Genomic DNA, 23,035 nt, shown 5'->3' with positions numbered 1-23,035 from the left:
CCACCGACCCTCGGGAAGGCCATGCTGAACAAGTACGCGCGTGCATTTTTTACGCGTGTCCTCACACCGTTCGCCGCACTGTTGCTCCGTCTCGGCGTGAGCCCTGACGCGGTCACTCTGATCGGTACGGCCGGAGTGATGGCAGGTGCGCTGGTCTTCTTCCCGATGGGGGAGTTCTTCTGGGGCACGATCGTCATCACGATCTTCGTCTTCTCCGACCTCGTCGACGGCAATATGGCCCGGCAGGCCGGTATCTCCAGCCGCTGGGGGGCGTTCCTGGACTCGACCCTGGACCGGGTCGCCGACGGGGCGATCTTCGGAGGGTTCGCGCTCTGGTACGCGGGCAACGGCGACGACAACGTGATGTGCGCGGTCGCGATCTTCTGCCTGGCGAGCGGCCAGGTGGTCTCGTACACGAAGGCGCGCGGTGAGTCGATCGGGCTGCCCGTCGCGGTCAACGGTCTCGTGGAGCGCGCCGAGCGGCTGGTCATCTCGCTGGTCGCGGCCGGACTCGCGGGTCTTCACGAGTTCGGTGTCCCCGGGATCCAGATCCTGCTGCCGATCGCGCTGTGGATCGTCGCCGTGGGCAGCCTGGTGACGCTCGTGCAGCGGGTCGTGACGGTGCGCCGCGAGTCGGCGGAGGCCGACGCGGCCGAGGCCGCCGCCGCGGACCGGGGGAGCGGGGCCGCACAGTGAGCGGCGCACCGGGTGACGCGCAGTCCGGCCTGCGGGACCGGCTGACCGACGGGCTGTACGGGCTCGGCTGGACCGCCGTCAAGAAGCTCCCCGAACCAGTCGCCCGGGCCCTCTTCCGCACCATCGCCGACCAGGTGTGGAAGCGGCGGGGCAAGAGCGTGCTGCGGCTGGAGTCGAATCTGGCGCGGGTCGTGCCCGGGGCGTCCCCGGCCCGGCTCGCCGCGCTCTCCAAGGCCGGGATGCGCTCGTACATGCGCTACTGGATGGAGTCGTTCCGGCTGCCCACCTGGAGTCCGGCGCGGATCAAGGCGTCCATAGACGTGACGGATGCGCACCGGCTGACCGACGGGCTGGACACCGGCCGCGGTGTCATTCTCGCCCTGCCGCACCTGGGGAACTGGGACCTGGCCGGAGCCTGGGTCACCACCGATCTCAAGGTGCCCTTCACCACGGTCGCCGAGCGGCTCAAGCCCGAGACGCTGTACGACCGGTTCGTGGCCTACCGCGAGGGACTCGGCATGGAGGTGCTGCCGCACAGCGGTGGCGCCGCCTTCGGTACCTTGGCGCGGCGGCTGCGCGCGGGAGGCCTGGTCTGTCTGGTCGCCGACCGTGATCTGTCGGCGTCCGGCGTCGAGGTGAAATTCTTCGGCGACACCGCACGCATGCCCGCCGGGCCGGCGCTGCTGGCCCAGCAGACCGGGGCGCTGCTGCTGCCGGTGACGCTCTCGTACGACGACACGCCCGTGATGAAGGCGCGTATCCATCCGCCGGTCGAGGTGCCCGAGTCAGGCAGCCGTACGGAGAAGACGTCCTCGGTGACACAGGCGCTGGCCGATGCCTTCGCCGTCGGAATCGCCGAGCATCCGGAGGACTGGCACATGCTGCAACGGCTCTGGCTGGCCGACCTGGAGAACCGGGAGGACCGGCCGTGAAGATCGGCATCGTCTGCCCGTACTCCTGGGACGTACCGGGTGGTGTGCAGTTCCACATCCGGGACCTGGCCGAACACCTGATCCGGCTGGGACATCAGGTGTCGGTGCTGGCACCCGCCGACGACGAGACACCGCTGCCGCCGTACGTGGTCTCGGCGGGCCGGGCCGTGCCCGTCCCGTACAACGGCTCCGTGGCCCGGCTGAACTTCGGCTTCCTCTCGGCCGCCCGGGTGCGCCGCTGGCTGCACGACGGCACCTTCGACGTGATCCACATCCATGAGCCGACCTCGCCGTCGCTGGGGCTGCTCGCCTGCTGGGCGGCGCAGGGGCCGATCGTCGCCACGTTCCACACCTCCAACCCGCGCTCCCGGGCCATGATCGCCGCCTACCCGATCCTGCAGCCCGCGCTGGAGAAGATCAGCGCGCGCATCGCGGTGAGCGAGTACGCACGCCGGACCCTGGTCGAGCACCTGGGCGGCGACGCGGTCGTCATCCCCAACGGGGTCGATGTCGGCTTCTTCGCCGGGGCCGAGCCCAAGGCCGAGTGGCAATCGGAGGGGGCGCGAAGCTCGGTTGAGGGCGGTGGTGGGAGACGGGAGGGCGGCACGATCGGCTTCATCGGGCGTATCGACGAGCCACGCAAGGGCCTGCCCGTCCTGATGAGGGCGCTGCCCTCGATCCTTGCCGCGCGTCCGGACACCAGGCTGCTGGTGGCGGGCCGCGGCGACGAGGAGGAGGCCGTCGCCTCGCTGCCCGAGGAGATGCGCGAGCGCGTCGAATTCCTCGGCATGGTGAGCGACGAGGACAAGGCGCGGCTGCTGCGCAGCGTCGATGTGTACGTCGCGCCCAATACGGGCGGCGAGAGCTTCGGGATCATCCTGGTCGAGGCGATGTCGGCCGGTGCGCCCGTCCTGGCCAGCGATCTGGACGCGTTCGCGCAGGTCCTGGACCTGGGCGCGGCGGGCGAACTCTTCGCCAACGAGGACGCGGACGCGCTGGCGTCGGCTGCGATCCGGCTGCTCGGCGACCCGGAGCGGCGTACGGAGCTGCGCGAACGGGGAACCGCGCACGTGCGGCGCTTCGACTGGTCGACGGTCGGGGCGGACATCCTCGCGGTGTACGAGACGGTGACGGACGGCGCGGCGTCGGTGGCGGCCGACGAACGCACGGGCCTGCGCGCACGCCTCGGACTGGCACGGGACTAGAGGGCGGAGACACCGGGGCACCAGCAAGCCGGTCCGCACGCCGCGACGATCGCCCGTTCGGCCGGCGCCGCTGCCCCGCCCGGCTCGTCGAAGGCGGCATCGCTGCGTACATTCTCACGTGCCGTGGCGGAGCGTCATGGCAAGGTCATGCCTGAACCAGCAGCGATGCGCCGACGTGCTCCACCACACCGGTCTCTCCCTGGTCTGCCGCTAACGGGGTGTGGTGGCATTGAGCCAGTCGTCGACGGTGACGACGTCCGCCCACTGCGGGAACAGCTTCTCGGTGAGGAACCGGTGAACCTCGGCGTCGGTGTCCAGGCAGGCGTCGGCGAGGACGGTGAGGTCGAAGTCCAGGTCGTTGGCCTGGCACAGGGTGTGCAGCACCACGGCGCTGGTGGCGATGCCGGTGAGGACGAGGCTGTCGATTCCGTGCGCCCTGAGCACCACGTCGAGGTCGCTGCCCGAGAACGCGCTCGCCCGTCTCTTGGTGACCACCACCTCGCCCGGCCGGGGCGCGACATCGGGGTGGATTTCGGTGCCGGGGTCGCCCTCGACATGGAGCCCGGCTCGCGCGACGGCGGTGAGTGCCCTGTTGCGCGGGCCGACTTCCGGAAAGCCCGGGCGCAATGCGATGACCACGTAGATGACAGGAATGTCTGCCGCCCGGGCACCGTCGATCGCCCTGCGCAGGCGCGGCAGGTACCCGGAGCCGTCGTCGACAATGTCCACGACGGCTCGCTGGACGTCCATGACGAGAAGGGCGCTGCTCATACGGTCTCCAGGAATGACGTCGGTTCGGCGCTGAAGCGGACCGGGCTTGCCATGTTTCGGGTGGTGCGTGGCCGCCGGCACCGTGGCAGTGTGCCCGCCGGGGACGAGTTTCGCCAGGCGGCCTGCCATGGCGTCCTCGCAGAAGTAGGCGAGATTGGACTGCACCCGGGGGCCGGGGCCGTGCGAGAGGCGGTCCAGGACGGCGGATTCCAGGGGTCGTAGCTGTCGTGTTGATCAGGCGGTGGGCATTTCATGCAGGCGCTCGGCTGGGGTGTCCCGGTCGAGCGGGCCGGACCGCCGCGCCAACGACCGTGCGGCCACCACCAGTTACCGCCCGCCGCATACAGCCGGACCTTCCAGAGGATTCACGGTCCGGTCAGCCGGTTCGGCGGGAGCGGGAGCGGGCCAGCCAACCCAGGGTGACGGCGATCAGGCCCACCAGCATGGCGACGTAGGCGCCGCCCAGCCCGTTGCCGGTACCGAGACCGCCGTCGGCGGTGGCCGCGACCGACCCGCCGACGACCACGGCGATCAGACCCGCCACGAGAGCCGTGACGGCCCCGTTCCGCCGGGCCCAGGTGCCGATGTGACCCTGACCGGTGGGGCGGGCCAGGACCAGGCCGCCGTTGACCGTGCCGAGGAGGCCGACCAATGCGGCCAAGGAGGATCCGGCGCGGCCGGCGCTCAGGGTGCAGACGCTTGCGGCGACCGGCTGGACAGAGGGATCCGCGGCCGCCGGTTCGGCGAGCGCGAGACGCTGATCAGGGTGGCTCCGGCCACGGCAAGCACAGTGCGGACTGACACGAGGTGCTCCTTCTCCTCACGGGAACTGGATCACCCGAGCTTGTCCGCCCGACCCGCCTCCGGTCGTCCGGCGGACGCAGACACTTCGCGCTGCCGCGGACGCCGCAGGCGCCGCGCACGTACGTGGTAGCCGATCACTCGTCCGCGAGCGGGACTCGCCCGAGGCCGCTTCTGGCCAGGGTGTGCGGATCGCGCGGCCCGTGCCACGATGGGAGCAGGTGCAGGGCGAGCATCGAGGCCTCGGCGGGCTCCTGGTCCGGGCCCGTCGGAGCGCCGTTCTTGATGTGCGCAGCAGTTCAAGCCCGTCCGGCGATTGAGGGCCGGGGTCCGGGGCAGCACCCCGGCGGCGATCGAGCCCGCCCGCACCCGCCCTGCCCCTGCTTCCGCGCCCAGGACCGGACGGCCGCACCGCCTGCGCCCCGACGGTAGCCTTGCCGCCCGTGATCGAAACCCTCATCTGGATCGCCGTCGCGATCGTCGCGATCGGTATGTACCTCAGCTGGACCGCCGGGCGGCTGGACCGGCTGCACACGCGCATCGACGCCGCCCGCGCCGCCCTTGACGCGCAGCTCCTGCGCCGCGCCTCGGTCACCCAGGAACTGGCGACATCGGGTGTCCTCGACCCGGCCGCGTCCATCGTGCTGTACGAGGCCGCGCACGCCGCCCGCCAGGCGGAGGAGGAGAACCGTGAGGTTGCGGAGAGCGAGCTGAGCACCGCGCTGCGAGCGGTGTTCGGTGAGAAGGCGCAGGTGGAGTCCGTGAAGGAGATCCCCGGCGGCGAGGAGGCGGCGTTCGAACTCGCGGCGGCCGTGCGTCGTGTCCCGATGGCCCGGCGGTTCCACAACGATGCGGTGCGCGCGGCGCGTGCGCTGCGCCGGCACCGTACGGTGCGGTGGTTCCGGCTGGCAGGGCACGCCCCGTTCCCGCTCGCCTTCGAGATGGACGACGAACCGCCTGTCGCCCTGGCGGACCGCCCCGTCAGCTGACCCGGCGGCCGGGCTCATGCGTGACCGGGATCACAGCCCGTTTCATACGCGTGCAAAACGATCCACCGGCCTTCCATTGGCCCTTGCTGTGGACTGGTCCCGGAGAGTTTGCTCAGCACTGCACCAACCAGGGCTTTCAGTAACTTTTTCTCCGAGTGAGGTCGATCCGTGTCCACGCTTCCCACCACCCCGCAGTCCGCCGACTCCCCGGCCACCGGCACCGCTCGCGTCAAGCGCGGCATGGCCGAGCAGCTCAAGGGCGGCGTGATCATGGACGTCGTCAATGCCGAGCAGGCGAAGATCGCCGAGGATGCGGGCGCCGTGGCCGTCATGGCCCTGGAGCGGGTACCGGCCGACATCCGCAAGGATGGCGGCGTGGCCCGGATGTCGGACCCGAACATGATCGAAGAGATCATCGAGGCCGTCTCCATTCCGGTGATGGCGAAGTCCCGCATCGGACACTTCGTCGAGGCCCAGGTCCTGCAGTCCCTCGGTGTCGACTACATCGACGAGTCCGAGGTCCTCACCCCGGCCGACGAGGTCAACCACAGCGACAAGTTCGCCTTCACCACCCCGTTCGTCTGTGGCGCCACCAACCTCGGTGAGGCCCTGCGCCGCATTGCCGAGGGCGCGGCCATGATCCGTTCAAAGGGCGAGGCCGGCACCGGAAACGTCGTCGAGGCGGTCCGTCACCTGCGCCAGATCAAGAACGAGATCGCCCGGCTGCGCGGCTACGACAACAACGAGCTGTACGCAGCCGCGAAGGAGCTCCGCGCCCCGTACGAGCTGGTCAAGGAGGTCGCCGAGCTCGGCAAGCTGCCCGTCGTGCTGTTCTCCGCGGGCGGCGTCGCCACCCCCGCCGACGCCGCGCTGATGCGCCAGCTCGGCGCCGAGGGCGTCTTCGTGGGCTCCGGCATCTTCAAGTCCGGCGACCCGGCCAAGCGCGCCGCCGCCATCGTGAAGGCCACCACCTTCTACGACGACCCGAAGATCATCGCGGACGCCTCCCGGAACCTGGGCGAGGCCATGGTCGGCATCAACTGCGACACCCTGCCCGAGGCCGAGCGCTACGCCAACCGTGGCTGGTAATCACTGATGAGCGACACCCCTGTGATCGGAGTCCTGGCTCTCCAGGGCGACGTACGGGAACACCTGATCGCCCTGGCCTCGGCGGATGCCCTGGCCAGGCCGGTCCGGCGTCCCGAGGAACTCGCCGAGGTCGACGGCCTGGTCATTCCCGGTGGCGAGTCCACCACGATGTCCAAGCTGGCTTCCCTGTTCGGCATGCTGGAACCGCTGCGTGAGCGGGTACGGGACGGGATGCCGGTCTACGGCACCTGCGCCGGAATGATCCTGCTCGCCGACAAGATCCTCGACCCGCGCTCGGGCCAGGAGACGATCGGCGGCATCGACATGATCGTGCGCCGCAACGCCTTCGGGCGGCAGAACGAGTCCTTCGAGGCGGCCGTCGAGGTTGCCGGTATCGAGGGCGGACCCGTCGAGGGCGTGTTCATCCGCGCCCCGTGGGTGGAATCGGTCGGCGCGCAGGCCAAGGTGGTGGCGGAGCACGGTGGACACATCGTCGCCGTACGTCAGGGAAACGCCCTGGCGACGTCGTTCCACCCGGAACTGACCGGGGACCACAGGGTTCACGCGTTGTTCGTGGACATGGTGCGCGCAGTCGGCTGACTCGATCCCGGTAGGATCTCTCGGGTTCGGATCGAATTTGGTGACGCGAAGGAGAAGGCAGATGTCCGGCCACTCTAAATGGGCTACGACGAAGCACAAGAAGGCCGTGATTGATGCCAAGCGCGGCAAGCTCTTCGCGAAGCTGATCAAGAACATCGAGGTCGCGGCCCGCACCGGTGGTGTGGACCCCGAGGGAAACCCGACCCTCGTGGACGCGATCCAGAAGGCGAAGAAGAGCTCCGTACCGAACAAGAACATCGACTCCGCGGTCAAGCGCGGTGGCGGTCTCGAAGCGGGCGGCGTCGACTATCAGACGATCATGTACGAGGGTTACGGCCCGAACGGTGTCGCGGTGCTCATCGAGTGCCTCACCGACAACCGCAACCGTGCCGCATCCGACGTGCGTGTCGCGATGACCCGCAACGGCGGTTCGATGGCCGACCCCGGTTCGGTCTCGTACCTCTTCAACCGCAAGGGTGTCGTCATCGTCCCCAAGGGCGGGCTGACCGAGGACGACGTCCTGGGTGCCGTGCTCGACGCGGGCGCCGAGGAGGTCAACGACCTCGGTGACACCTACGAGGTCGTCAGCGAGGCCACCGACATGGTCGCGGTCCGTACCGCGCTCCAGCAGGCCGGCATCGACTACGACTCCGCCGAGGCCGACTTCCTGCCCACCATGCAGGTCGAGCTGGACGAGGAGGGCGCGCGCAAGATCTTCAAGCTGATCGACGCGCTGGAGGACAGCGACGACGTGCAGAACGTCTTCGCCAACTTCGATGTCTCGGACGAGGTCATGGAGAAGGTCGACGCCTGAGCCACGCTCAGCACAGCCTTCACGGACGGGCCGACGGGGACACACCCCGTCGGCCCGTCGCATTGTCAGTGCGAGCCGATAGCCTGCGGGAACAGTTGACCGATCGGTACGGAGGGGGCCTCCCATGCGGGTACTCGGCGTCGACCCGGGGCTGACCCGGTGCGGTGTCGGCGTCGTCGAAGGCGTCGCCGGCCGGCCCCTGACGATGCTCGGCGTCGGAGTCGTCCGCACCTCGGCCGATTCGGAGCTCGGCCACCGGCTGGTGGCCATCGAGCGCGGCATCGAGGAATGGCTCGACGAGCACCGGCCCGAATTCGTCGCCGTGGAGCGGGTGTTCAGCCAGCACAACGTCCGTACGGTGATGGGCACCGCCCAAGCCAGTGCCGTCGCCATGCTCTGCGCATCCCGGCGCGGCATACCGGTCGCCCTGCACACCCCCAGCGAGGTCAAGGCGGCCGTCACCGGCAGCGGCCGTGCCGACAAGGCGCAGGTCGGAGCCATGGTCACCCGTCTGCTGCGGCTCGACGCCCCGCCGAAACCCGCCGACGCGGCCGACGCCCTCGCGCTCGCCATCTGCCACATCTGGCGCGCCCCCGCCGTCAACCGCCTCCAGCAGGCACACGCGGCAGTCGCCGCAGCGGTTCGCACCTCACGCGTTCCCCGTACACCCGCAGCTCCCGTCCGGAAGGTCCCCCGATGATCGCCTTCGTCAGCGGCCCCGTGGCCGCACTCGCCCCGACCACGGCCGTGATCGAGGTCGGCGGCATCGGCATGGCCGTCCAGTGCACGCCGAACACCCTCGCCGGCCTCCGGATCGGCGAGGAGGCCAGGCTGGCCACCTCCCTCGTCGTGCGGGAGGACTCGCTCACCCTCTACGGCTTCGCCGACGACGACGAGCGGCAGGTCTTCGAGCTGCTCCAGACCGCCAGCGGAGTCGGACCGCGGCTCGCCCAGGCCATGCTCGCCACCCACAGTCCGGACACCCTGCGGATCGCAGTCGCCACCGACGACGAGAAGGCGCTCACCGCCGTCTCCGGCATCGGCAAGAAGGGCGCGCAGAAACTCCTCCTCGAACTGAAGGACAGACTCGGCGAGCCCGTCGGCGTCCACATCGGCCGACAGGGCATCGGCACCGCCGTCACCTCCTCCTGGCGCGATCAGCTGCAGGCCGCCCTGATCGGTCTCGGCTACGCCACCCGCGAGGCCGACGACGCGGTCACCGCTGTCGCCCCACAGGCCGAGGCGGCCCTGGCCGAGGGCGGACAGGCCCCCGTGCCGCAGCTGCTGCGCGCCGCGCTGCAGACCCTCAACCGCGCGCGTTGACCGGAGCGCGTCACACCGGGGGAGACCCCGACGCCGGGCCGGGCACCGCACGGCACCGAAACACCCGAGGCGGGACAGACTGAATGAACTGGGACGAGACCGGACCCGACACCGACGAGCGCCTCGTCGACGCCGACGCGGACGGCGAGGACACCGCGGTCGAAGCGGCGCTGCGGCCGAAGGACCTCGACGAATTCGTCGGCCAGGAGAAGGTGCGCGAACAGCTCGACCTGGTCCTCAAGGCGGCCAGGGCCCGCGGCGCCACCGCCGACCATGTCCTGCTCTCCGGCGCCCCCGGTCTCGGCAAGACCACCCTCTCCATGATCATCGCGGCCGAGATGGGCGCCCCGATCCGGATCACCTCGGGCCCCGCCATCCAGCATGCGGGTGATCTTGCCGCGATTCTCTCCTCACTCCAGGAGGGTGAAGTTCTCTTCCTGGACGAGATCCACCGCATGTCGCGGCCCGCCGAGGAGATGCTCTACATGGCGATGGAGGACTTCCGCGTCGATGTCATCGTCGGCAAGGGCCCCGGAGCCACCGCCATCCCGCTGGAACTGCCGCCCTTCACCCTGGTCGGCGCCACCACCAGGGCCGGACTGCTGCCGCCCCCGCTGCGCGACCGTTTCGGCTTCACCGGCCATATGGAGTTCTACGCCCCCACCGAGCTGGAACGCGTCATTCACCGCTCCGCCCGCCTCCTCGACGTGGCGATAGACGCGGACGGCGCCGCCGAGATCGCCGGACGTTCCCGCGGCACCCCGCGCATCGCCAACCGACTGCTGCGCCGTGTCCGGGACTACGCCCAGGTCAAGGCCGACGGATGGATCGACCGCGCCGTCGCCTCCGTCGCCCTCGGGGTGTACGAGGTCGACGCGCGCGGCCTCGACCGGCTGGACCGGGCGGTGCTCGGCGCCCTGCTGAAGCTCTTCGGCGGCGGCCCCGTCGGGCTGTCCACCCTCGCCGTGGCCGTGGGCGAGGAGCGCGAGACGGTCGAGGAGGTCGCGGAGCCCTTCCTGGTACGGGAAGGACTGCTGGCCAGGACGCCGAGGGGGCGTGTCGCGACACCTGCGGCCTGGGCCCACCTCGGCCTCGTACCTCCCCAGCACGGCGGAAAGGGACAACAGGGCCTGTTCGGGGCGTGATGCATCACAGCTTCACCCGGACAGGAACCACCGAGGGACGCCGGGCGTTGTTCCATCGATGCGGACTCGCTTAGACTCCGCCGATGCCGCCCGTACAGGTCGGTGTACCCACCCCCGTAGATCAGGCCGCCTTCCAGTGCGGTCGTGCGAAGGAAACTCGTCCCGTGAATCCCGTGACTCTCCTCCCCTTCATCGTGCTCATCGGGGCCATGTTCCTGATGACGCGGTCCGCCAAGAAGAAGCAGGCGGCCGCTGCCCAGATGCGCAATGAGATGCAGCCCGGCACCGGCGTCCGGACGATCGGGGGCATGTACGCCACCGTCAAGGAGCTTCACGACGACACCGTTCTCCTTGAGATCGCGCCCGGCGTCCACGCCATCTACGCCAAGAACGCCATCGGCGCCGTCCTGGACGACGCGGAGTACAACCGCATCGTCCACGGCGACGGCGATGACGCCCTCGACATCGAGGGCGCGGTCGTGCCGGACGACGCCTCCTCGCTGACCGAGGCCGATGCCGACGAGGACACCTCGGACGACGCCAAGATCGACCTGGGCAAGAAGGCCGAGGCCGACGAGGCCGAGCCGAAGGACGCCGAGTCCGACAAGAAGTCCGAGGGCAAGACCGACGGCGAGGCCGACGCGAAGTAACCCACGACCCGGGGATGCCGCGAGCCCACCGGCATCCGGCACTCCCCGGACCGTGCGATCTTCTGCGGGGGCGGGTCCCCACTACACTTCGTGGCCGCTCGGGCGCGTACCCGGCGCGGGGCGGTTGGACAGGGAGAAACGAGAAGGTGGCAGCACCGAAGAAGAGCCGAGGGCCGGCCGGCGGTCAGGGCAGGCCGGGGCGTTCCCTGGCTCTGATCCTGATCGCCATGGTCGCGCTCACCGGCGGGATGTTCCTGGCCGATCAGCCGACCCCACGACTGGGCATCGACCTGGCGGGCGGCACGTCCATCACGCTTGAGGCGAAGAGCGAGCCGGGCCAGGAATCGGCGATCAACAAGACCAACATGGACACCGCGGTCCAGATCATGGAACGCCGTGTCAACGGTCTGGGTGTCTCCGAGGCCGAGGTCCAGACACAGGGCGATCGCAACATCATCGTCAACATCCCCAAGGGCACGAATTCCGCCCAGGCCCGCGAGCAGGTCGGCACCACCGCCAAGCTCTACTTCCGGCCGGTGCTGACCGTCGCCCAGGGCACGCCCACGCCGACGCCCAGCGCCTCGTCGTCCGGCAAGCCCAGCCCGAGCGCCTCGACGTCGGACAAGGGGAAGGCGTCGGCGACGCCGAATGCCAGCGCCACCACCCAGGGCCGCGCGGTCACCGGCGCCCTCAAGGCCGATTCCTCGCCCACCCCCAAGGCGAGCACCACGCCGAAGGCCGACGCCACGCCGTCGGCATCCGCTGCGGACCAGGCGGCCGCCGCCAAGCTGCAGAAGCAGTTCGCGGAGCTCGACTGCTCCAGCAAGGCCTCCCGCGCCAAGGCCGCACTGGGCGCCAAGCCCACCGACACGGTCGTCGCGTGCAGCTCCGAGGGCGACGCCAAGTACGTCCTCGGCCCGGCCCAGGTGTCCGGCACGGACGTGGACAGCGCCAAGGCGGCGATCGACCAGACAAACGGTCAATGGATCGTTCAGATGGAGTTCACCAAGGGCGGCGCCAAGAAGTTCCAGAAGATCACGGGCCAGCTCGCCCAGCAGCAGTCGCCGCAGAACCAGTTCGCCATCGCGCTCGACGGTGAAGTCGTCTCGGCGCCCTCCGTGCGCACGGCACTGAGCGCCAACGCCGAGATCTCCGGCAGCTTCACCCAGCAGTCCGCCGAGGACCTGGCCAACGTGCTCTCCTACGGTGCGCTCCCGCTCTCGTTCAAGGAGCAGAGCGTCACCACCGTCACCGCCGCACTCGGCGGCGAGCAGCTCCAGGCGGGTCTGATCGCCGGCGCCATCGGTCTGGCCCTGGTGGTCATCTACCTGGTGGCCTACTACCGCGGACTCGCGCTCATCGCGCTCCTGAGCCTCACGGCCTCCGGCATCCTGACCTACACGATCATGTCGCTTCTCGGCCCGGCCATCGGCTTCGCGCTGAACCTCCCGGCGGTCTGCGGAGCCATCGTGGCCATCGGTATCACCGCTGACTCCTTCATCGTGTACTTCGAAAGAATCCGCGACGAGATCCGCGAGGGCCGTACGCTCCGCCCGGCCGTCGAGCGCGCCTGGCCGCGCGCCCGGCGCACCATCCTGGTCTCCGACTTCGTGTCGTTCCTCGCCGCGGCGGTGCTCTTCGTGGTCACCGTCGGCAAGGTCCAGGGATTCGCCTTCACGCTGGGTCTCACCACCCTGCTCGACGTGGTCGTGGTGTTCCTCTTCACCAAGCCCGTCATGACGCTGATGGCCCGTACGAAGTTCTTCTCCAGCGGTCACCCGTGGTCCGGTCTGGACCCGAAGCGGCTCGGCGCCAAGCCGCCGCTGCGCCGCTCGCGCCGTGTCAACGCCCCCACTGACCCGAAGGAGGCGTGAGATGTCGCGACTCGGCAGTCTCGGCGCCCGTCTCTACCGCGGCGAGGTCGGTTACGACTTCATCGGCAAGCGCAAGATCTGGTACGGGATCTCGATCCTGATCACCATCACGGCCATTGTCGGCCTGGCGGTCAGCGGCCTGAACATGGGCATCGAGTTCAAGGGCGGCGCGGTCTTCACCACGCCGAAGACGAGCGTCAGCGTTTCCCAGGCGGAGGACTTCGCAACGAAGGCCTCCGGCCACCAGGCGATCGTCCAGAAGCTCGGCAACGGTGGTCTGCGTATTCAGATCTCCGAGGTCGACACCGCGAAGTCCGACCAGATCAAGCACCAGCTCTCCGAGGACCTCGACGTCCCGACGGAGAAGATCGCCGCCGACCTGGTCGGCCCCAGCTGGGGTGAGCAGATCGCCAACAAGGCCTGGACGGGCCTCGGCATCTTCATGGTCCTCGTGGTGATCTACCTGGCCATCGCCTTCGAGTGGCGCATGGCCATCGCGGCCCTGGTCGCGCTGATCCACGACATCACCATCACGGTCGGCATCTACGCCCTGGTCGGCTTCGAAGTCACCCCGGGCACCGTGATCGGTCTGCTGACCATCCTCGGCTACTCCCTCTACGACACGGTCGTCGTCTTCGACAGCCTCAGGGAGAGCACGGGGGACATCACCAAGCAGACCCGCTGGACGTACAGCGAGATCGCCAACCGCTCGATCAACGGCACGCTGGTCCGTTCCATCAACACCACCGTCGTGGCCCTGCTCCCCGTCGCCGGCCTGCTGTTCATCGGTGGCGGTGTCCTCGGCGCCGGCATGCTGAACGACATCTCGCTGTCGCTGTTCGTCGGCCTCGCGGCCGGTGCGTACTCCTCGATCTTCATCGCCACCCCGCTCGTCGCCGACCTCAAGGAACGCGACCCGCAGATGAAGGCTCTGAAGAAGCGGGTCCTCGCCAAGCGCGCGGCAGCCGCCGCCAAGGGCGAGTCCGCCGAGGACGAGCAGCCGGACGACGACTTCCCCCGGGACGCCGCACCCGCCGCCGCGGTCGTCGGCCAGCGCCAGCAGCCCCCCAGGGGCCACGGCCGGACCTCGGGGAAGCGCCGATGACCAGCACCGCCACCGAGAGCACCCGCGAGCTCCTGCTCAGCCGGATCCGCGATGTGCCGGACTATCCGAAGCCGGGCGTGATGTTCAAGGACATCACCCCGCTGCTCGCGGACCCGACGGCGTTCGCGGCCCTCACCGACACCCTCGCGGAGCTGTGCGTACGGCACGGCGCCACGAAGATCGTGGGCCTGGAGGCGCGTGGCTTCATCCTGGCTGCCCCGGTCGCGGTCCGGGCCGGGCTCGGCTTCGTACCCGTCCGCAAGGCGGGGAAGCTGCCCGGGGCCACGCTCAGCCAGGCGTACGAGCTGGAGTACGGCACCGCCGAGATCGAGATCCACGCGGAGGACCTGTCCGCCGACGACCGGATCATGGTCATCGACGACATCCTCGCCACCGGTGGCACCGCCGAGGCTTCGCTGGAGCTGATCCGGCGGGCCGGTGCCGAGGTCGCGGGCGTGGCGGTCCTCATGGAGCTCGGCTTCCTGGATGGACGTGCCCGGCTGCAGCAGGGCCTGGCGGGTGCTCCCCTGGAGGCACTCATCCACGTGTGAATAACGCATGCACAAATCGGGTGTCCAGGATTCTCCTGGACACCCGATTTGTGCATGCGCACCAGCATCGGCATGAAGCTCAGGAATGACTCAAATTAACTCATGAGGATTTCGCATAAGATCGCCACGGGGGCGGTTTCTCTTCTTTCCTTTGCAGCGATTACCGCGGGCGCCGCTCCTGCGAGCGCGAGCCAGGCAGCCGCGCCCGCCCCGACCACCCCGGGCGCGCAGGGCGTCTGCTCCGGCTGGAAGAACGCGGGGTCGATCCCGGGGAAGTGGAGCACGCTCAATGATGGCTGCGCCCACTTCGGCGCCAAGGGCATGAAAATGGTCTATGGCTGGAAGGTCTTCAAGGGCGGCAGTATCTGTGTGGAGGTCAAGGGCTTCAATGCCAAGGCGAAGAAGACCTGGTACAAAGCCGGCTGCGGGAAGAGCGGGAAGATAACGGTGCCGTGGGGCAACGTTGTCGCGAACAAGGAGATGAAGGTCAAGGGGGCAGCTCTCCTGCGGTGGAACTGAGCTATTCCCCGAATCCGGTCAGGCCCACGCCCAGCGACCCGTGGCACTGACGGGAGAGGGCGAGAGGCGGTGTGGCCTCTTCGCCCTCGCCGTCTGAGCCGCGCCTGTGGGTCGAGCACCGACTCGCCACTGCCTCGTTGAGCCGGGCCGGTGTCCGGGCCCACGGCACACGACGGGCAGGCCCGGCCGCAGTCACAGGACGGGCACCCGGGAACAACCGGGTACCCGTCCCGCGTTGTGAGGGCTCTCACGGTCCCCGGGGGAGGACCGGCCGCAGGGTCGATACGATGGCCTTTCCGGGAGTCCGGATCCGCATGAGGAGCGCTCTTGCCAGACGAGGCCCAGCCAGTCGCCGCCCCGCAGCCCGACAAGCCGGTGGCGGCCCCAGTCGCGCCCGGGAAGAATCAGGCCGCGGAGAAGCCGAAGCCCCCGGCCCCCGAGCCCGGCACGGGCCCGGAGCGGGCCGGTGCCCCGGCGCTGCGGCCCGCGCCCGCCTCGCCCGCTCAGCCGGCCTCCCCGGCCGCGTCCGCGCCGAAGCCCCCGGCGAAGCCCGCTGCGAAGCCGGTCACCTCGCCCGCTCCCACGACCCGCTCCGGCGGCTCCTCCAACCGGGTACGGGCCAGGCTCGCACGGCTCGGGGTACAGCGCTCCAGCCCGTACAACCCGGTCCTCGAACCGCTGCTGCGCGCCGTCCGCAGCAACGACCCCAAGATCGAGACGTCCACGCTGCGTCAGATCGAGCGCGCCTACCAGGTCGCCGAGCGCTGGCACCGCGGCCAGAAGCGCAAGAGCGGCGACCCGTACATCACGCACCCGCTCGCCGTCACGACGATCCTCGCCGAGCTGGGCATGGACCCGGCGACGCTGATGGCCGGCCTGCTGCACGACACGGTCGAGGACACCGAGTACGGCCTCGACACGCTGCGCCGCGACTTCGGCGACCAGGTCGCCCTGCTCGTCGACGGTGTCACCAAGCTGGACAAGGTCAAGTTCGGCGAGGCCGCACAGGCCGAGACCGTACGCAAGATGGTCGTCGCCATGGCCAAGGACCCCAGGGTCCTCGTCATCAAGCTCGCAGACCGGCTGCACAACATGCGCACCATGCGCTACCTCAAGCGGGAGAAGCAGGAGAAGAAGGCCCGCGAGACGCTTGAGATCTATGCCCCACTGGCACACCGCCTGGGCATGAACACCATCAAGTGGGAGCTGGAGGACCTCGCCTTCGCGATCCTCTACCCCAAGATGTACGACGAGATCGTCCGCCTCGTCGCCGAGCGGGCCCCCAAGCGCGACGAATACCTCGCCATAGTGACCGACGAGGTCCAGGCAGACCTGCGCGCCGCCCGGATCAAGGCCACCGTCACCGGGCGCCCGAAGCACTACTACAGCGTCTACCAGAAGATGATCGTGCGCGGCCGGGACTTCGCCGAGATCTACGACCTGGTGGGCATCCGGGTCCTCGTCGACACCGTCCGCGACTGCTACGCGGCGCTCGGCACCGTCCACGCGCGATGGAATCCGGTCCCCGGCCGGTTCAAGGACTACATCGCGATGCCCAAGTTCAACATGTACCAGTCGCTGCACACCACGGTGATCGGCCCCAGCGGCAAGCCCGTCGAGCTGCAGATCCGTACGTTCGACATGCACCGCCGCGCCGAGTACGGCATCGCCGCGCACTGGAAGTACAAGCAGGAGGCCGTCGCGGGCGCCTCCAAGGTGCGTACCGACGTACCCAAGAGCACGGGCAAGGGCGCGCGCCAGGACACCGTCAACGACATGGCGTGGCTGCGCCAGCTCCTGGACTGGCAGAAGGAGACGGAGGACCCCAGCGAGTTCCTGGAGTCCCTGCGCTTCGACCTCTCCCGCAACGAGGTCTTCGTCTTCACTCCCAAGGGCGACGTCATAGCGCTCCCCGCGGGTGCGACGCCGGTGGACTTCGCGTACGCCGTGCACACGGAGGTCGGCCACCGGACCATAGGAGCACGGGTCAACGGGCGGCTCGTACCGCTCGAATCGACCCTCGACAACGGCGATCTGGTGGAGGTCTTCACCTCCAAGGCGGCCGGCGCCGGACCCTCCCGGGACTGGCTGGGCTTCGTCAAGTCGCCCCGGGCCCGCAACAAGATCCGCGCCTGGTTCTCCAAGGAGCGCCGCGACGAGGCGATCGAGCAGGGCAAGGACGCCATCGCGCGCGCCATGCGCAAGCAGAATCTGCCGATCCAGCGGATCCTGACCGGCGACTCGCTGGTCACGCTCGCCCATGAGATGCGCTACCCCGACATCTCGTCGCTGTATGCGGCGATCGGCGAGGGCCATGTCGCGGCCGCGGGCGTCGTGCAGAAGCTGGTGCAGGCGCTCGGCGGCGAGGACGCCGCCAACGAGGACCTCGCGGAGAGCGCGCCGCCCTCGCGCAGCCGCCACAAGCGCCGCTCCAACGCCGATCCGGGTGTGGTCGTCAAGGGCGTCGAGGACGTCTGGGTCAAACTGGCCCGCTGTTGTACGCCGGTCCCCGGCGACCCGATCATCGGCTTCGTCACCCGTGGCAGCGGCGTCTCCGTGCACCGCGCCGACTGCGTCAACGTCGACTCGTTGTCGCAGCAGCCGGAGCGGATCCTGGAGGTCGAGTGGGCGCCCACCCAGTCCTCGGTCTTCCTGGTCGCCATCCAGGTCGAGGCCCTGGACCGGTCGCGGCTGCTCTCGGACGTCACCCGCGTCCTGTCCGACCAGCACGTCAACATCCTGTCGGCGGCCGTCCAGACCTCCCGGGACCGGGTGGCCACCTCCCGCTTCACCTTCGAGATGGGCGATCCGAAGCACCTCGGACACGTGCTGAAGGCGGTACGGGGCGTGGAGGGCGTCTACGACGTCTACCGCGTCACTTCGGCCCGCAGGCCCTGACCGACGACCCCGCGCATGTGACAAGGCCCCCTGTGTCCGTCCCGAGGGACGGACACAGGGGGCCTTGTCACAAGCCGGTCAGCAGCAGGTGCTGCTTCAGCCGCCGAATTCCTCCAGGCCCTTCAGCGCCTGGTCCAGCAGCGCCTGCCGGCCTTCGAGCTCCCTGGCCAGCTTGTCGGCCCGGGCGTTGTTGCCCGAGGCACGAGCCGTGTCGATCTGCGTACGCAGCTTGTCCACGGCCGCCTGCAGCTGACCGGTCAGACCCGCGGCGCGCGCACGCGCCTCCGGGTTCGTCCGGCGCCACTCCGACTCCTCGGCCTCCTGGAGCGCCCGCTCCACCGCATGCATCCGCCCCTCGACCTTCGGACGGGCGTCACGCGGTACATGGCCGATGGCCTCCCAGCGCTCGTTGATGGCCCGGAACGCGGCCCTGGCCGCCTTCAGGTCCTGCACCGGCACCAGCTTCTCGGCCTCGACCGCGAGCTCCTCCTTGAGCTTGAGGTTCTCGCCCTGCTCCGCGTCCCGCTCGGCGAAGACCTCGCCGCGGGCGGCGAAGAAGACGTCCTGAGCACCGCGGAAGCGGTTCCACAGATCGTCCTCGGCCTCGCGCTGGGCGCGGCCCGCCGCCTTCCACTCCGTCATCAGGTCGCGATAGCGGGCGGCCGTCGCTCCCCAGTCCGTGGAGCCGGAGAGCGACTCGGCCTCGACGACCAGCTTCTCCTTGACCTTGCGGGCTTCCTCGCGCTGGGCGTCCAGCGAGGCGAAGTGGGCCTTGCGGCGCTTGGAGAACGCCGAGCGGGCGTGCGAGAAGCGGTGCCACAGCTCGTCGTCGGACTTGCGGTCGAGCCGCGGCAGGCCCTTCCACGTATCGACGAGCGCACGGAGGCGCTCGCCCGCGGAGCGCCACTGCTCGCTCTGCGCCAGCTCCTCGGCCTCGGTGACCAGCGCCTCCTTGGCGTGCTTCGCCTCGTCGGTCTGCTTCGCCTTCTGGGCCTTGCGCTCCTCGCGCCGCGAGTCGACCGTCGCGACCAGCGCGTCGAGTCGCTTGCGCAGCGCGTCGAGGTCACCGACGGCGTGATGCTCGTCCACCTGCAGGCGCAGATGCTCGATGGCGGTCGTGGCGTCCTTGGCCGACAGGTCGGTGGTCTTCACCCGCCGTTCGAGGAGGCCGATCTCGACCACAATGCCCTCGTACTTGCGCTCGAAGTAGGCCAGAGCCTCCTCGGGGGAACCCGCCTGCCACGATCCGACGACCTGCTCGCCATCGGCTGTACGCACGTACACGGTGCCCGTCTCATCGACGCGGCCCCACGGGTCGCTGCTCACAGCGCCTCCTCCACCTGATGCCTGCGAGAGGGTTCGCCCCCCTGGCATCGTCCACAGTTTCCTGGGGCGGGCAGCGCCCGCCCTGCACAACGCCAATCTAGGCGACCGGCCGCCCGGCTGTCCGCACTCAGCGCGGCCGAAAATAATCCGGCCCGCCCTTCGTCGTCACCACCGGCCGGCCCGGTCCGGCCGCTCCGGCCGCGTCACGACTTGTCGACAGCGGCCTTCGAGATGTCCACGGCCTTCTTCGGCGCACCGTCGGCCGCACCGCCGGCCACACCCGCCGCACCGATGTCCTTGACCGCCTTCAGCGACGCATCGTCCATCGTGCCGAACGGGGTGTAGCTGGGCGGCAGTTTGCTGTCCTTGTACACGAGGAAGAACTGGCTGCCACCGGTGTGCGCCTGGCCGGTGTTCGCCATCGCCACCGTGCCCGCCGGATAGGTCACCGTGCCGTCCTTGCCCGCCTTGCCCAGCGCGGTCAGGTTCTCGTCCGGGATCGTGTAGCCGGGGCCGCCCGTGCCGTCGCCCTTGGGGTCGCCGCACTGCAGGACGAAAATGCCCTGCGTGGTGAGCCGGTGACACTTCGTACCGTCGAAGAAGCCCTTGTCGGCCAGCGACTTGAAGGAGTTCGTGGTGTGCGGCGTCTTCGCCGCGTCCATCGTGAACGCGATGTCGCCCTGGCTCGTCTTGAGCGACATCGTGTACTTCGCCTTTTTGTCGATCTTCAGCGCGGGCTCGGGCGCGCTGCTCTCGCTCGCCGACGGCGAGGCCGACGGGCTCGCGCTCGCGGCCGCGTCGCTCTTGTCCTTCTTGCCGTCGTCGTCGAGGGCGAGATACGAGCCCACCCCGACGATTGCCGCCACGGCCACCACGGACGCGATGACGACCGTCAGACGCCTCGTTCTGCGGCGGGCCTCCTCCCGGCGCTGCTGCTGCCGCTCGAACTTCTCCCTGGCGAGCTGCCGCCGCCGCTGATCGCTGCTGACCACCGGGTGATCTCCTTGTAGGTCGTGTGATGAGGCCTGGGCTGCCCCGTACCGTATATGGGTTAGCTGTGGAATGAGGAGCGCCGGTAGGCTCTGAACTGCCGCGACCTTCTCAGTCGCAATCCCATCGTCGGACGACCATTAAGGACGATCGTGCTCATTGCCGGGTTCCCCGCCGGGGCCTGGGGGACCAACTGTTACCTGGTCGCCCCGGCCGCAGGCGAGGAGTGCGTGATCATCGACCCCGGCCATCAGGCCGCATCCGGAGTCGAGGAAGCGCTGAAGAAGCATCGGCTGAAGCCCGTCGCCGTCGTACTGACCCACGGCCACATCGACCATGTCGCCTCGGTCGTACCGGTGTGCGGCGCGCACGACGTCCCTGCCTGGATCCACCCGGAGGACCGGTACATGATGAGCGACCCGGAGAAGGCCCTCGGCCGCTCCATCGGGATGCCGCTCATGGGCGAGCTGACGGTGGGGGAGCCGGACGACGTCAAGGAACTGAGTGACGGCGCCCAGCTGAAGCTGGCCGGTCTGGAGTTCGGTGTCGCGCATGCGCCCGGCCATACCAAGGGGTCGGTGACGTTCAGGTTGCCCGAGGCCGCGGATGTTCCGCAGGTCCTCTTCTCGGGCGACCTGCTCTTCGCCGGCTCCGTCGGACGCACCGACCTGCCCGGCGGCGACCACGCCGAGCTGCTCGAGTCGCTGGCCCGTGTGTGCCTGCCGCTCGACGACTCGACCGTGGTGCTGTCCGGCCACGGCCCCCAGACGACCATCGGCCGCGAGCGCGCCTCGAATCCGTATCTGCACGGTATGGACGCGCCCCGACGAGGAATGTGACGAGAGAAATTCCGTGAGCACCTTCAAGGCCCCCAAGGGCACGTACGACCTGACCCCGCCCGACTCCGCGAAGTACCTCGCGGTGCGCGAGGCGATCGCCGCTCCCCTGAAGAACTCCGGCTACGGCTACATCGAGACCCCCGGCTTCGAGGACGTCGCCCTCTTCTCGCGTGGTGTCGGTGAGTCCACCGACATCGTGACCAAGGAGATGTACACCCTCACGACCAAGGGCGGCTCCCAGCTGGCGCTGCGTCCCGAGGGCACCGCGTCCGTCCTGCGCGCCGCGTTGGAGGCCAACCTCCACAAGCTCGGCAATCTGCCCGTGAAGCTCTGGTACTCCGGCTCGTACTACCGCTACGAGCGCCCGCAGAAGGGTCGCTACCGGCACTTCTCGCAGGTCGGTGCCGAGGCGATCGGCGCCGAGGACCCGGCGCTGGACGCCGAGCTGATCATCCTGGCCGACCAGGCTTACCGCACGCTGGGTCTGCAGAACTTCCGCATCCTGCTCAACTCGCTGGGCGACAAGGAGTGCCGCCCCGTCTACCGGGACGCGCTCCAGGGCTTCCTGCGTGAGCTCGACCTGGACGAGGAGACCCGTCGCCGCATCGAGATCAACCCCCTCCGGGTCCTCGACGACAAGCGGCCCGAGGTGCAGAAGCAGCTGACGGGCGCCCCGGTACTGCGCGACTATCTGTGCGACGCCTGCAAGGCGTACCACGAGGAGGTGCGCGACCTGCTCTCCGCGGCAGGTGTGGTGTACGAGGACGACGAGAAGCTGGTCCGCGGCCTCGACTACTACACCCGCACCACCTTCGAATTCGTCCACGACGGACTCGGCTCGCAGTCCGCGGTGGGCGGCGGCGGCCGCTACGACGGCCTCTCCGAGATGATCGGCGGACCGGCGCTCCCGTCGGTCGGCTGGGCGCTCGGCGTGGACCGTACGGTGCTCGCGCTGGAGGCGGAGGGCATCGAGCTCGAACTGCCCGCGGCCACCAGTGTCTTCGCGGTACCGCTCGGCGAGGAGGCCCGGCGGGTGCTCTTCGGGATCGTCACGCAGCTGCGACGCGAGGGTGTGGCGGCGGACTTCGCGTACGGAAACCGCGGCCTCAAGGGTGCGATGAAGAGTGCGAACCGGTCGGGGGCGCGGTTCACGATCGTCGCGGGTGAGCGGGACCTGGCCGAGGGCGTCGTCCAGCTCAAGGACATGGAGTCCGGCGAGCAGACGGCGGTACCCCTGCCGGACGTGGCCGAGGCGATCCGCGGGCGCCTGGCCTAGAGGCTCCCGGTCGCCGGACGGGCCGGTGTTCCGGCCCGTCCGGCGACCGGAAGCGCAGGGCTCACCGGCCCACCCCGGTCAGCGGTCGCGCCGGCCCGTCCAGCGGAAGGCCAGAAGGCACAGCACCGGGCCGCCGATGCACCAGGCACCCGGCATCAGCGCGACCCCGCCAGGCCCACCAGCGCGATGACGTGCTCGCAGTCGCGCGGACTCGGGTAGTAGCGGGTGAAGTGCGTCAACGTCTCGCGCACCGTCAACTCGGCGGGCGGGGATTCATCCTGCGAGACGGTTCCGAGCCGGGAACGCCGACGGCGGTCGGCGGAAGCCGGGTCCACGCCGAGCACCGACACGGTCCCTCCGCCGCGGCTGCGATGGCCCTGCGGGATTTTCACGGTCGAACGCTTCCCGGCCCCGTTCGGTCCGAGGATTCCGAACACCTCGCCCTGCCGGATGTCCAGGTCCAGGCCGTCGACCGCGGTCACTTCGCCGTAGCGCTTGCGCAGGCCGCGCACCTCCACCACAAGTTCGGTCATGGTCCGGAGCGTCTCGCGGACCCGAGCGTTGTGTACCGGCCGTGCGCGCAGCTCTGCGTACACCTTTATGTCCATCGAACAGAAGACCAGTGGCGCGGTGCGGCACAAT

The 23,035-nt window shown here is 69.5% G+C and carries 22 protein-coding genes and 1 pseudogene; 18 read left to right on the top strand and 5 right to left on the bottom strand.

Going from position 1 to position 23,035, the window contains the following annotated elements:
• Positions 1–21 precede the first annotated feature (21 nt).
• Genes pgsA through ACIPEK_RS28805 form a run of 3 tightly spaced genes read left to right on the top strand, consistent with a single transcriptional unit; the run spans position 22 to position 2,833 of the window.
• A complete protein-coding gene (gene pgsA, locus ACIPEK_RS28815) occupies positions 22–696 on the top strand; it encodes a phosphatidylinositol phosphate synthase (protein ID WP_383073826.1) in 675 nt (224 codons plus the stop codon).
• Entirely contained in the window at positions 693–1,628 is a 936-nt protein-coding gene (locus tag ACIPEK_RS28810) for a phosphatidylinositol mannoside acyltransferase (RefSeq protein WP_383073828.1), read from the top strand. The genes pgsA and ACIPEK_RS28810 overlap by 4 nt, the downstream gene beginning before the upstream one ends.
• Positions 1,625–2,833, top strand: coding sequence for a glycosyltransferase family 4 protein (locus ACIPEK_RS28805; RefSeq protein WP_383073830.1), 1,209 nt, complete (start codon positions 1,625–1,627; stop codon positions 2,831–2,833). Before ACIPEK_RS28810 ends, ACIPEK_RS28805 begins: the two co-directional genes overlap by 4 nt.
• Positions 2,834–3,043: 210 nt before the next feature.
• Here the strand turns inward: ACIPEK_RS28805 and ACIPEK_RS28800 are convergent, their stop codons facing one another.
• Together ACIPEK_RS28800 and ACIPEK_RS28795 are read right to left on the bottom strand one after the other, a co-directional pair.
• Complete coding sequence (locus tag ACIPEK_RS28800) at positions 3,044–3,604, bottom strand: cysteine hydrolase family protein (protein ID WP_402001735.1); 561 nt, start codon at positions 3,602–3,604, stop codon at positions 3,044–3,046.
• Positions 3,605–3,980: 376 nt separating this feature from the next.
• Positions 3,981–4,265, bottom strand: coding sequence for a DUF6223 family protein (locus ACIPEK_RS28795; RefSeq protein ID WP_402001732.1), 285 nt, complete (start codon positions 4,263–4,265; stop codon positions 3,981–3,983).
• A gap of 631 nt (positions 4,266–4,896) precedes the next feature.
• On the opposite strand from ACIPEK_RS28795, the gene ACIPEK_RS28790 reads away from it, so the two are divergent.
• The 13 genes from ACIPEK_RS28790 (at position 4,897) to ACIPEK_RS28730 (ending at position 17,962) form a co-directional block, all read left to right on the top strand.
• On the top strand, positions 4,897–5,394 hold the full coding sequence (locus ACIPEK_RS28790; RefSeq protein ID WP_383073837.1) for a hypothetical protein: 498 nt from the start codon (positions 4,897–4,899) through the stop codon (positions 5,392–5,394).
• 168 nt (positions 5,395–5,562) lie between these two features.
• Positions 5,563–6,483, top strand: coding sequence for a pyridoxal 5'-phosphate synthase lyase subunit PdxS (gene pdxS, locus ACIPEK_RS28785; protein WP_093898403.1), 921 nt, complete (start codon positions 5,563–5,565; stop codon positions 6,481–6,483).
• Between the two features lie 6 nt (positions 6,484–6,489).
• Positions 6,490–7,083, top strand: a complete 594-nt coding sequence (gene pdxT, locus ACIPEK_RS28780) for a pyridoxal 5'-phosphate synthase glutaminase subunit PdxT (RefSeq protein ID WP_383073839.1) — start codon at positions 6,490–6,492, stop codon at positions 7,081–7,083.
• Positions 7,084–7,144: 61 nt separating this feature from the next.
• On the top strand, positions 7,145–7,897 hold the full coding sequence (locus ACIPEK_RS28775; RefSeq protein WP_383073841.1) for a YebC/PmpR family DNA-binding transcriptional regulator: 753 nt from the start codon (positions 7,145–7,147) through the stop codon (positions 7,895–7,897).
• Positions 7,898–8,021: 124 nt separating this feature from the next.
• On the top strand, positions 8,022–8,597 hold the full coding sequence (gene ruvC / locus ACIPEK_RS28770) for a crossover junction endodeoxyribonuclease RuvC (protein WP_402001727.1): 576 nt from the start codon (positions 8,022–8,024) through the stop codon (positions 8,595–8,597).
• On the top strand, positions 8,594–9,220 hold the full coding sequence (gene ruvA / locus ACIPEK_RS28765; RefSeq protein WP_402001724.1) for a Holliday junction branch migration protein RuvA: 627 nt from the start codon (positions 8,594–8,596) through the stop codon (positions 9,218–9,220). The genes ruvC and ruvA overlap by 4 nt, the downstream gene beginning before the upstream one ends.
• A gap of 83 nt (positions 9,221–9,303) precedes the next feature.
• Entirely contained in the window at positions 9,304–10,365 is a 1,062-nt protein-coding gene (gene ruvB / locus ACIPEK_RS28760) for a Holliday junction branch migration DNA helicase RuvB (RefSeq protein ID WP_402001721.1), read from the top strand.
• Positions 10,366–10,529: 164 nt separating this feature from the next.
• On the top strand, positions 10,530–11,015 hold the full coding sequence (gene yajC, locus ACIPEK_RS28755; protein ID WP_402001718.1) for a preprotein translocase subunit YajC: 486 nt from the start codon (positions 10,530–10,532) through the stop codon (positions 11,013–11,015).
• Between the two features lie 146 nt (positions 11,016–11,161).
• Positions 11,162–12,889, top strand: coding sequence for a protein translocase subunit SecD (secD, locus tag ACIPEK_RS28750; RefSeq protein WP_402001715.1), 1,728 nt, complete (start codon positions 11,162–11,164; stop codon positions 12,887–12,889).
• A 1-nt stretch (position 12,890) separates the two neighbouring features.
• A complete protein-coding gene (gene secF / locus ACIPEK_RS28745; RefSeq protein ID WP_402001712.1) occupies positions 12,891–13,994 on the top strand; it encodes a protein translocase subunit SecF in 1,104 nt (367 codons plus the stop codon).
• On the top strand, positions 13,991–14,545 hold the full coding sequence (locus ACIPEK_RS28740; protein ID WP_383073854.1) for an adenine phosphoribosyltransferase: 555 nt from the start codon (positions 13,991–13,993) through the stop codon (positions 14,543–14,545). The genes secF and ACIPEK_RS28740 overlap by 4 nt, the downstream gene beginning before the upstream one ends.
• Before the next feature lie 102 nt (positions 14,546–14,647).
• Positions 14,648–15,064 (top strand): hypothetical protein, encoded by a 417-nt coding sequence (locus ACIPEK_RS28735; protein WP_402001709.1) that lies wholly within the window; start codon positions 14,648–14,650, stop codon positions 15,062–15,064.
• Between the two features lie 327 nt (positions 15,065–15,391).
• On the top strand, positions 15,392–17,962 hold the full coding sequence (locus ACIPEK_RS28730) for a RelA/SpoT family protein (RefSeq protein WP_402001706.1): 2,571 nt from the start codon (positions 15,392–15,394) through the stop codon (positions 17,960–17,962).
• 96 nt (positions 17,963–18,058) lie between these two features.
• Here the strand turns inward: ACIPEK_RS28730 and ACIPEK_RS28725 are convergent, their stop codons facing one another.
• Positions 18,059–19,288 carry a DUF349 domain-containing protein gene (locus tag ACIPEK_RS28725; protein ID WP_402001703.1) on the bottom strand — a complete coding sequence of 410 codons (1,230 nt, stop codon included), beginning with the start codon at positions 19,286–19,288 and terminating at the stop codon, positions 18,059–18,061.
• Between the two features lie 203 nt (positions 19,289–19,491).
• The gene (locus ACIPEK_RS28720) at positions 19,492–20,280 is read right to left on the bottom strand and encodes a peptidylprolyl isomerase (RefSeq protein ID WP_402001700.1); all 789 of its coding nucleotides are present in this window, start codon (positions 20,278–20,280) and stop codon (positions 19,492–19,494) included.
• Between the two features lie 150 nt (positions 20,281–20,430).
• On the opposite strand from ACIPEK_RS28720, the gene ACIPEK_RS28715 reads away from it, so the two are divergent.
• Together ACIPEK_RS28715 and hisS are read left to right on the top strand one after the other, a co-directional pair.
• Entirely contained in the window at positions 20,431–21,117 is a 687-nt protein-coding gene (locus ACIPEK_RS28715) for an MBL fold metallo-hydrolase (RefSeq protein WP_327276272.1), read from the top strand.
• Positions 21,118–21,130: 13 nt separating this feature from the next.
• Positions 21,131–22,393: a histidine--tRNA ligase gene (gene hisS, locus ACIPEK_RS28710; protein ID WP_402001696.1), complete on the top strand. Its 1,263-nt coding sequence runs from the start codon at positions 21,131–21,133 to the stop codon at positions 22,391–22,393.
• A 158-nt stretch (positions 22,394–22,551) separates the two neighbouring features.
• Here hisS and ACIPEK_RS28705 read toward each other — a convergent pair.
• Positions 22,552–22,926, bottom strand: a pseudogene (locus ACIPEK_RS28705) (ATP-binding cassette domain-containing protein); the annotation flags it as partial.
• Positions 22,927–23,035 lie beyond the last annotated feature (109 nt).

The organism is Streptomyces sp. NPDC088246 (assembly GCF_044741025.1).
In the GTDB taxonomy this organism is placed as follows: domain Bacteria; phylum Actinomycetota; class Actinomycetes; order Streptomycetales; family Streptomycetaceae; genus Streptomyces.
Note: the sequence above shows the minus strand (reverse complement) of the source record. Positions and strands in the feature narration are given on the sequence as shown.

What these genes read in the sequence shown, in the direction of transcription:
- ruvB (WP_402001721.1), top strand. Translation starts at nt 9,304, where the DNA reads ATGAACTGGGACGAGACCGGACCCGACACCGACGAGCGCCTCGTCGAC.
- ACIPEK_RS28800 (WP_402001735.1), bottom strand. Translation starts at nt 3,604, where the DNA reads ATGAGCAGCGCCCTTCTCGTCATGGACGTCCAGCGAGCCGTCGTGGAC.
- pgsA (WP_383073826.1), top strand. Translation starts at nt 22, where the DNA reads ATGCTGAACAAGTACGCGCGTGCATTTTTTACGCGTGTCCTCACACCG.
- ruvA (WP_402001724.1), top strand. Translation starts at nt 8,594, where the DNA reads ATGATCGCCTTCGTCAGCGGCCCCGTGGCCGCACTCGCCCCGACCACG.
- ACIPEK_RS28790 (WP_383073837.1), top strand. Translation starts at nt 4,897, where the DNA reads ATGTACCTCAGCTGGACCGCCGGGCGGCTGGACCGGCTGCACACGCGC.
- pdxT (WP_383073839.1), top strand. Translation starts at nt 6,490, where the DNA reads ATGAGCGACACCCCTGTGATCGGAGTCCTGGCTCTCCAGGGCGACGTA.
- ACIPEK_RS28740 (WP_383073854.1), top strand. Translation starts at nt 13,991, where the DNA reads ATGACCAGCACCGCCACCGAGAGCACCCGCGAGCTCCTGCTCAGCCGG.
- secF (WP_402001712.1), top strand. Translation starts at nt 12,891, where the DNA reads ATGTCGCGACTCGGCAGTCTCGGCGCCCGTCTCTACCGCGGCGAGGTC.
- ACIPEK_RS28775 (WP_383073841.1), top strand. Translation starts at nt 7,145, where the DNA reads ATGTCCGGCCACTCTAAATGGGCTACGACGAAGCACAAGAAGGCCGTG.
- ACIPEK_RS28735 (WP_402001709.1), top strand. Translation starts at nt 14,648, where the DNA reads ATGAGGATTTCGCATAAGATCGCCACGGGGGCGGTTTCTCTTCTTTCC.
- ruvC (WP_402001727.1), top strand. Translation starts at nt 8,022, where the DNA reads ATGCGGGTACTCGGCGTCGACCCGGGGCTGACCCGGTGCGGTGTCGGC.